Origin of the sequence: Ralstonia sp. ASV6 (assembly GCF_016429285.1) — a bacterium.
Taxonomy (GTDB): domain Bacteria; phylum Pseudomonadota; class Gammaproteobacteria; order Burkholderiales; family Burkholderiaceae; genus Ralstonia; species Ralstonia flaminis.
In genome coordinates this window covers 1-7,708 of sequence record NZ_JAELUI010000194.1, presented here as the reverse complement: position 1 = coordinate 7,708, position 7,708 = coordinate 1, and the positions used below count along the sequence as shown (strand labels likewise).

Below are 7,708 nucleotides of genomic sequence, written 5' to 3'. Positions count from 1 at the left end.
TGCCGGAACCGTTCCTGGCACCGGCGGGCAAGCGTCCGGTGGCCTCGTTTGCGGCACCGCTGCACGGCAATGACGGCGGCTTTGCTGGGCTGGTGATCGGATCGATCGAACTGTCTCGCAATCCGATGCTCGCCGATCTGGAAGCCGTCCGGATGGGGCGTACCGGGCGTCTGGTGGTGGTGTCGGAAGGGGGCAAATACATCGTCGCGCCGGATCGCTCGCGTCTGCTGCAGCAAGCGCCGGATCTGGCGGCCCTGCCCAATTCTGCGCGTTCGCTCGCGCAGGGCTGGAGCCAGGGCGCTGAATTCACCCCGCCGGGGCAGGCACCTGTCATCGTCGGCTATCGCCGGCTGAATGCTGTGCCCTGGAGCGTGGGCGTCTGGTGGCCGGTGCAGGAAGCCTACGCGGGCGCGGCACGTACGACGCGCACACTGATTGCTGCCGGCATCGCCTTCGGGGCCGTTTGCCTGCTGTTCGCCTGGTTCTGGATCGAGCGCGCAGTCAGTCCGCTGGAGCGCCTGCGCCACGAGGTGGAAGGCGGCCTGCCGATCCACCCGGTCACGCCCACTTCCGGCCGCCCGCCATTGCACGATACCCACCCGCCCGGGCCGCTCACGCGCCTGGGCGAGCTGGCGGACCCGAAGGTCTCTACGTTTGACCCGACCACAGAGGTAGGTGCACTGGCTGTGCGCGTCGGCCACCTTGCCCAGTACTGGGACCGGGCACTGGAGACCAGCAAACAGGACGTCGCCTTCTTCCGCGGGCTGGCCGAGCAGGCCCCGGTCGGGCTGGCGTTTCTGGATCGCACGCTGGCGGTGCCGTTTGCCAACGTGCGTTTCGAGCGGCTGCTGGGCACGAGCGCACAGGCTGTCAGCCTGGCACTGCAGGCCAAGGAAGGGGATCCGATCTCGCCTGCAGCGCGGGCCGTGGCCACCGTGCTCGCCCATCTGCCGCGCGCGCCGCTAGCACTGGCGGATCAGCCGGTCGTGATTGCCACCGGACAAGGTGCCGGTATCGGCGCGGTGCTGCTGACGGCACGGCCCATCGGCGGGGCCGGTGCGCCGCTGGCGGGCTGGATCGTCGCCGTGGTCGACAGCACGCGCGAGCAACGTGCCAAGGAAGCGCTCGAACAAGAAGTCCGTGCCGCGCTGCTGGTGCTCGATGCCATTCAGGAGCCGCTGCTCACGATCGACGGCGATGGCATCATCACCCACGCCAGCCGCGCCATTGAAACACTCGTTGGCACACACCCCGCTCGCGCGGTTGGCCAATCGATCAACCGCCTGCTGCACCTGATCGAGCACGACAGCGGCAGGCGCGTCATCCCCACGCAGCTGCTGCGCGCGGGCGGCACGCTCACGGGCAGCCTGCGGCTGGAACGCGCCGACGGGCGCCGGCACGATGTGGAATTGTCATGGGGCCCGTTGCCGGGCACGTCGGGCAGCGGTGTACTGGTGCTGCGCGATGTGTCAGCCACACGAGAAACCGTGCAGCGCATTGCCTGGGATGCCACACACGACGTGCTGACCGGATTGCTGAACCGCCGCGGCTTTGATGCGACCTTGCACGCGCAGGTCGAAGCCCACCGTGGGGGCAACCCGGTCACACGTGCGCCACTGGCCCTCATCATGATCGACTTGGATGGCTTCAAAGCCATCAACGACCGCTACGGCCATGCCGCCGGTGACGACGTGCTGCGCGGCGTGGCCGAGCTCGTCGTGCAGAACACCCGCACGCAGGACTACGTGGCCCGCCTGGGCGGCGACGAGTTCGCAGTCATCCTGCCCAACTGCGACATGCAGGCTGCCGTCACGTTTGCCGACCGCATCCGCGCGGCGCTGGCGCGGCAGCCGCTGCTCGCCGCCGGTGCGCGGGCAGAGATTGCGCTCTCACAGGGGGTGGTTGAATTGCACGCAGTTGACGCAGACGCCAGTGCCTTCCTGGCACGTGCGGACGCCGCTTGCTACCGCGCTAAAAACGAAGGCCGCGGCGCGATCGCCAGCGACTAGCACCGTGAGGAACCCGCCTGCGATCCGTAGCGAGCGGCCTGAGGTTGGTTCGAGAGCCGCAACCGTACATGGGTACGGTGAGCATCGCAGGGCCAAGATCGAGCCACGCAGCAGGATCGCGGGCAAGTTCCGGGCACCAAAGAAAAAACCACCGGATAGCGGTATCCGGTGGCTTCAAGAATACGCTTTGAACGGGGAAGTTCAGCGCACTTGAAGCATAGGCAATGCCCCCCACCCGGCCAATACCCAGGATAGGGTAATTTGGCAAAAACCCGGCACCCGTAGCGGTTTCCCACGCACCCCACGCTTTTTGTGCCTTCGGCGCAACGCCCCCCCTCCGCGTTAATCCCTCGTCCGAAATAACCATCCCGGCGACCCGGTGCCGCAGCCCTTCACACGGGATGTTGCGATATAATGAAAACGATTCGCATTTACGCAATATCAAGTTAACGACTAGGCACGATGCGGCTTTCCGAGCTTTCCCGCCGGGCGACGGCGGTGGTGGATCACGTTGAAGACCGTGAGTCCGCCGATCCCATCAGCCAACGCCTGCGCGAACTCGGGTTCGTCACAGGCGAAGTGGTGCGCGTGGTGGCCGTGGGCCCGTTCGGCGGTGATCCGCTGGTCGTGCAGGTTGGTTTCACGCGCTTTGCGTTGCGCCGCCAGGAGGCCGCCCGCGTTCGCGTGCGTGCTGAAGCGGCCACGCAACCCGCCGCTTCGGCCGTTTCCGCCACCGAGACAGCCCCGCCCGCGCAGGTGCGCGAGGCGGCGTAGCCCGTCGCTCGCTGCCGACACTTTCCGGCCCCGCTTATCCGGTCTTCATGCAGATGCACGCCTCTCCCGCTTCCTCTTCCTCGCCGGCATTGCGCGTTGCCCTGGTCGGCAACCCCAATTGCGGCAAGACCGCGCTGTTCAACCTGCTGACCGGCAGCCGTCAAAAGGTGGCCAACTATGCAGGCGTGACGGTAGAGCGCAAGGAAGGCCGCTTCACCGCACCGTCGGGCCGTCACGTACAGATTCTCGACCTGCCCGGCGCCTACAGCTTGGTCGCCACCAGCCCCGACGAAGCCATCACGCGCGATATCTGCCTGGGCACGTTCCGTGGTGAGCCGCGCCCCGACATGCTCATCTGCGTGGTGGACGCCACCAATCTGCGCCTGCACCTGCGCTTCGTGCTGGAGCTGCAGCGACTGGGCCTGCCGATGGTGCTGGCATTGAACATGGTGGATGCAGCGGAACGCCGCGGCATCCGTATCGACCGCGCCAAGCTGGAAGCCGCACTGGGCGTGCCCGTGGTGCAGACCGTGGCCATCAAGCGCAATGGCGCGGCCGACCTCGTCGCCCATATCGATCACGAGCAACTGCCGGCCGTGCCGGTGGGGCTGCCCGCCGACGCCGACCCGCATACAGAGGTCAAACGCCTGCTTGACGCCGCCGTCACCATGCCGCGCAGCACCGCCGAGCTGGACGACCGGCTGGACCGCATCGTGCTGCATCCGGTGCTGGGCCTGCTGTTGCTGGCCGTGCTGATGTTCTTCATGTTCCAGGCGGTGTTCTCCTGGGCGCAGCCGCTCATGGACGGTATCCAGGGCGCCGTGGAAGCCGTGGGTGTGTGGGTTGGCACAGTCATGCCCGACGGCATGCTCAAGAGCCTGCTGGTGAACGGCATCATCGCGGGCACGGGCAGCGTGTTGGTGTTCCTGCCGCAGATCCTGATCCTGTTCCTGTTCATCCTCTCGCTGGAGGAATCCGGCTACCTGCCGCGCGCGGCCTTCCTGCTCGACCGGCTGATGGCGGGTGCCGGGTTGTCGGGCCGCTCGTTCATTCCGCTGCTCTCCAGCTTTGCCTGCGCGATCCCTGGCGTGATGGCCACGCGCACGATTCAGGACCCCCGCGACCGGCTGGTGACGATTCTTGTGGCACCGCTGATGACATGTTCGGCACGCCTGCCCGTGTATGCGCTGCTGATTGGCGCGTTCATTCCGGTGCGCCAGGTGTGGGGCGTGTTCAACCTGCAGGGGCTGGTGCTGTTCGGGCTGTACATGGCCGGCATTGTGTCGGCGCTGGTGGTGGCCTACGTGCTCAAGTACCTCAAGCGCGATCGCAACGAGCACCCGCTCATTCTCGAACTGCCGTCTTACCGCCTGCCCAGCGTGCGTAATCTCATCGTTGGCCTGATCGAACGCGCGCGTATCTTCCTGCGCCGCATCGGCACGGTCATCCTGAAGATGATGGTGGTGCTGTGGTTCCTGTCGACGTTCCCGTCGCCGCCTGCCAACGCCACCCTGCCGGCTATCGACTACAGCTTTGCCGGCATGATCGGCCGCGCGCTGGAAGTCGTGTTCGCGCCGATCGGCTTCACGTGGCAGATGTGCATCGCGCTGATTCCTGGTATGGCCGCGCGCGAAGTGGCCGTGGGTGCGCTGGCAACGGTGTATTCGCTGTCGGCAACGCATGAGGATGCCGCCGCGCAACTGGCGCCGATCATTGCCCAGCAATGGTCGCTGGCCACTGCGTTGGCCTTCCTGGCTTGGTACGTGTACGCGCCGCAATGCATTTCGACGCTGGCCACCATCCGCCGCGAGACCAACTCGTGGAAGGTGATGGCGGGCACGGCCGCTTACCTCTTCGCGCTGGCCTACCTGGCCGCCTTCGCCACCTACCAGATCGCACGGGTGCTGACATGAGCCTGTACCACGTTGTCGAAACCGGCGTCGTTGCCACGGTCGTGGCGATGAGCGCGCTGTCGATTACCGGTCGCTATGCACCAACCATGCGTGCCCGAACGATGGCGCGCGTGGCAGGCTGGTGCGATCGGCCGTCGCGACCGGACTGGATGCGTGCTTTCGGGCAACGCCTGCTCACTCCGGGAGCGTCGCCGTCATGCCACTCCGATCCGCTTTCGGGCAGCGCGTGTGGCAGCGGTTGCAGTGGCTGCGCATCGGGCGAGTCTTCATCGTCTGCTGCGGTTGAACAACCAATCCACTTCTTGCGCCGCAAATAATCGCCGACGCAACACCACAACACCACAACACCAACGGGCTCGCATCACGCGAGCCCGTTTTATTTTTGGAGAGCGCAGGCGTAGACTGGTCCAAACCTGAACGGGGGACGCGTCATGACCGAAGAGTTGCTGGTTCAGTTGATTGCGGAAGTCGAGAAGGAAGACCCGGTGGACTTCGCCAACCTGCCCTTCGATGAGCAGATGTTGCGCGGCCTGGTCTGCAAGCTGGTCTCGCGCCAGCTGTCGCAAATGGAAGATGCGCACTTCAGCCAGGACGAGGTGATCGTCTCGCTCACGGCGAGCATCGCCAAACTGGTGCTGGAAAATCTCGTGCTGAATGCGCGCCTGCTGGCACAGCAGGGCCACGGCGAAAGCGCCCGCGCACTGCTCGAGCGCATCGCCCGACAGGCGAAGGGCTGACGCCCAAACCTGAGCGTTACGACACTACGTTGTACTGGGTGCGCGCCCGCGTCAGCAGACGCTTGGCGACCGACAGGCCGCGAATGGCGGCGGCATCGTCATCGCTAGGAAAATCGAATTCGGCGCTCCAGTTACAACCGGTGTGATCGGGCCGGTGAATGCACATGGCGCGCAGTTCGCAGTTGGCGCATTCCGGATGCTGCTGAACACAGCGGGCCAGCAGGGTCTTGAGTTCATCTTCGGACTTCAGACGGCGTTGCATCGGCATCTCCTGGGTAACACGATGTGTTGGAACCCACGGCAGCGGATGAGTTTCGCCACGATCCCGCCGATGATGTTTCAGGGCGTTACCGCATCACATCAATGTGAAGCGCACCCTATGCGTTCAAGCCCACAGCGTCCCGCGCACCCGCACTGGCCTGGCACGCCGGGCACACACCGTACAGCGCCAGCGCGTGATCGCGCAGCACAAAGCCGCGCTCACTTGCCACACGCTCCTGACGGGCCTCGATGGCATCGTCGTGAAACTCTTCCACGCGGCCGCACGACATGCAGATCAGGTGATCGTGATGCGCACCCTCGTTGATCTCATACACCGCATGGCCGGCCTCGAACGTATGACGCAGCAGCACGCTGGCATCCACCAGTTGATTGAGCACGCGGTAGACCGTCGAGATGCCGATGTCGAGGTCCGACGTCAGCAGCTGGCGATAGACGTCTTCCGCACTCAGGTGACGGCCGTGGTCCGTGCCGGCAGCAAGAATTTCCAGAATCTTGACGCGCGGTGACGTGGCTTTGAGCCCGGCACGGCGCAGGTCGGTCGAATTTGGCATGGCGTTCGGGGGCGTAAGGCTAGGAGGTCAGCGCAGCAGGGCCGGAAACGGGCGTCGCAATCATGCAGACGGGGTTCCGAAAAAAGACGGCATGGCTGGCGGCCCGGGAAAGTCGCAGTCGGGAAAGCGGGGTCTGAGTGCTTTCCCGACTGTCGGGCGGCTTGCTACTGCCAAACGCTCTGTGTGTCAGAGCGGTCCCCACAAAAGATCGGTTGCCGGGGCGCCAGGCATCCAATGGCCGGCACGCTCGCAGCGGAATTCGGTTCGACAGGTTGCGCTTGGTGGTTTGTCCATCGGCTGCAGCGCTGTCGATAGACAAACTATAAATGCGAATGATTCGCATTACAAGACTTTTCTGAAAATCGTCGAAGACCCTTGTGGGGATGGGGTCGGGAGGCGCGTTAGATGCGCCCCATGGCGCGGGCGTAGCCGGCCGGGGCAAAGCGCAGCGTTGCAACCATGGCAGCGATCACGATGGCAACGAGCAACAGCCACGGCACCTGAAAACCCCCGGTCAATTCGCGCAGCCAGCCCACGGCGTAGGGAATGATCCCCGTGATGATGAAGCCGATGCCTTGCACAAACGCCGCGAGATGACCCGCAGCACGCGCATCAGGCAGATGGTCGAGCGTGAGCGTCAGACACAGCGAGAACATCGAACCCAGGCCACAGCCGATCAGCGCAATCCAGAACGCCGTTTCGGCTTGCGGTGCGAGCAATAGGCCGGCCATCCCCACCAGTTGCGAGAACAACGCCGCCAGCAGCCACGGGCGTCGATCGTTCCAGCGGTGCGCAAGCAACGGTGCCCCAAACGCGCCGGCCACTTGGAAGATCGTCATGACACCGATCAGGCCGCCGGCATCCTGCGCGCTCCAGCCGAGTTGGCGATAGAACATTGGCAGCCACGCAATCATGCTGGTGTAGCCGCCGTTGGCGCCGCCAAAGTAGACCGCCAGCAGCCATGCACGCCGATTGCCGAAGAAATTCAGCACTGGCCCTTGCTGCGCGGTTGGCAGCGCCTCGCGCGGGCGGGCAGTCACCCACAACACTAGTGCTGCCAGCGCCGGCAACACCCAGATGCCAAGGCCCACGTGCCAGTCGGCAGCGTGCGCAATGCGCGGGCTGAGCGTGGCCGCGATGCCGCCGCCCGCCATGAGCGAAGCGGAATACAAACCCAGCGTGAGCGGCACACGCTGCGGAAACCAACGCTTGATGATGCCCGGCGCCAAGCCCTGGATGATCGCGACACCCGTGCCAGCCAGTGCGGCGCTGGCGATCAGCGCCGCGCCATGTTCGGCCCACAAGCGCCATAGGCACGCCCCTGCAATCGCCAACAGGCTGCAAACAATGCCGCGATGCTCGGCCATCCAACGCGCCAGCCAAGGAATAAACAGCGCGATGCTGCCCATGCACAGCACCGGAATCACGGTCAGCATTGACAC

Annotated in this window: 8 protein-coding genes; 5 read left to right on the top strand and 3 right to left on the bottom strand. The window is 65.1% G+C overall.

Annotated features, from left to right (window positions below):
• The 5 genes from JHD73_RS25145 to JHD73_RS25125 all read left to right on the top strand — a co-directional run.
• Window positions 1-2,009, top strand: a 2,009-nt coding sequence (locus tag JHD73_RS25145) for a GGDEF domain-containing protein (RefSeq protein ID WP_199032894.1), incomplete at its 5' end; no start/stop codon positions are given.
• Between the two features lie 462 nt (window positions 2,010-2,471).
• Window positions 2,472-2,783, top strand: coding sequence for a ferrous iron transport protein A (locus tag JHD73_RS25140; protein ID WP_199032893.1), 312 nt, complete (start codon window positions 2,472-2,474; stop codon window positions 2,781-2,783).
• Window positions 2,784-2,830: 47 nt separating this feature from the next.
• The gene (gene feoB, locus JHD73_RS25135; RefSeq protein ID WP_199032892.1) at window positions 2,831-4,696 is read left to right on the top strand and encodes a ferrous iron transport protein B; all 1,866 of its coding nucleotides are present in this window, start codon (window positions 2,831-2,833) and stop codon (window positions 4,694-4,696) included.
• Window positions 4,693-5,013: a DUF6587 family protein gene (locus tag JHD73_RS25130; RefSeq protein WP_199032891.1), complete on the top strand. Its 321-nt coding sequence runs from the start codon at window positions 4,693-4,695 to the stop codon at window positions 5,011-5,013. The genes feoB and JHD73_RS25130 overlap by 4 nt, the downstream gene beginning before the upstream one ends.
• Window positions 5,014-5,127: 114 nt before the next feature.
• The gene (locus tag JHD73_RS25125) at window positions 5,128-5,433 is read left to right on the top strand and encodes a hypothetical protein (protein ID WP_199032890.1); all 306 of its coding nucleotides are present in this window, start codon (window positions 5,128-5,130) and stop codon (window positions 5,431-5,433) included.
• 16 nt (window positions 5,434-5,449) lie between these two features.
• Here the strand turns inward: JHD73_RS25125 and JHD73_RS25120 are convergent, their stop codons facing one another.
• The 3 genes from JHD73_RS25120 to JHD73_RS25110 all read right to left on the bottom strand — a co-directional run.
• Window positions 5,450-5,695, bottom strand: a complete 246-nt coding sequence (locus JHD73_RS25120) for a hypothetical protein (protein WP_199032889.1) — start codon at window positions 5,693-5,695, stop codon at window positions 5,450-5,452.
• 115 nt (window positions 5,696-5,810) lie between these two features.
• Window positions 5,811-6,266: a ferric iron uptake transcriptional regulator gene (gene fur, locus JHD73_RS25115; RefSeq protein WP_199032888.1), complete on the bottom strand. Its 456-nt coding sequence runs from the start codon at window positions 6,264-6,266 to the stop codon at window positions 5,811-5,813.
• Between the two features lie 401 nt (window positions 6,267-6,667).
• Window positions 6,668-7,708 (bottom strand): CynX/NimT family MFS transporter (locus tag JHD73_RS25110; RefSeq protein WP_199032887.1); only part of this gene is annotated, 1,041 nt, incomplete at its 5' end.

What these genes read in the sequence shown, in the direction of transcription:
- JHD73_RS25140 (WP_199032893.1), top strand. Translation starts at nt 2,472, where the DNA reads ATGCGGCTTTCCGAGCTTTCCCGCCGGGCGACGGCGGTGGTGGATCAC.
- feoB (WP_199032892.1), top strand. Translation starts at nt 2,831, where the DNA reads ATGCAGATGCACGCCTCTCCCGCTTCCTCTTCCTCGCCGGCATTGCGC.
- JHD73_RS25130 (WP_199032891.1), top strand. Translation starts at nt 4,693, where the DNA reads ATGAGCCTGTACCACGTTGTCGAAACCGGCGTCGTTGCCACGGTCGTG.
- JHD73_RS25125 (WP_199032890.1), top strand. Translation starts at nt 5,128, where the DNA reads ATGACCGAAGAGTTGCTGGTTCAGTTGATTGCGGAAGTCGAGAAGGAA.
- JHD73_RS25120 (WP_199032889.1), bottom strand. Translation starts at nt 5,695, where the DNA reads ATGCAACGCCGTCTGAAGTCCGAAGATGAACTCAAGACCCTGCTGGCC.
- fur (WP_199032888.1), bottom strand. Translation starts at nt 6,266, where the DNA reads ATGCCAAATTCGACCGACCTGCGCCGTGCCGGGCTCAAAGCCACGTCA.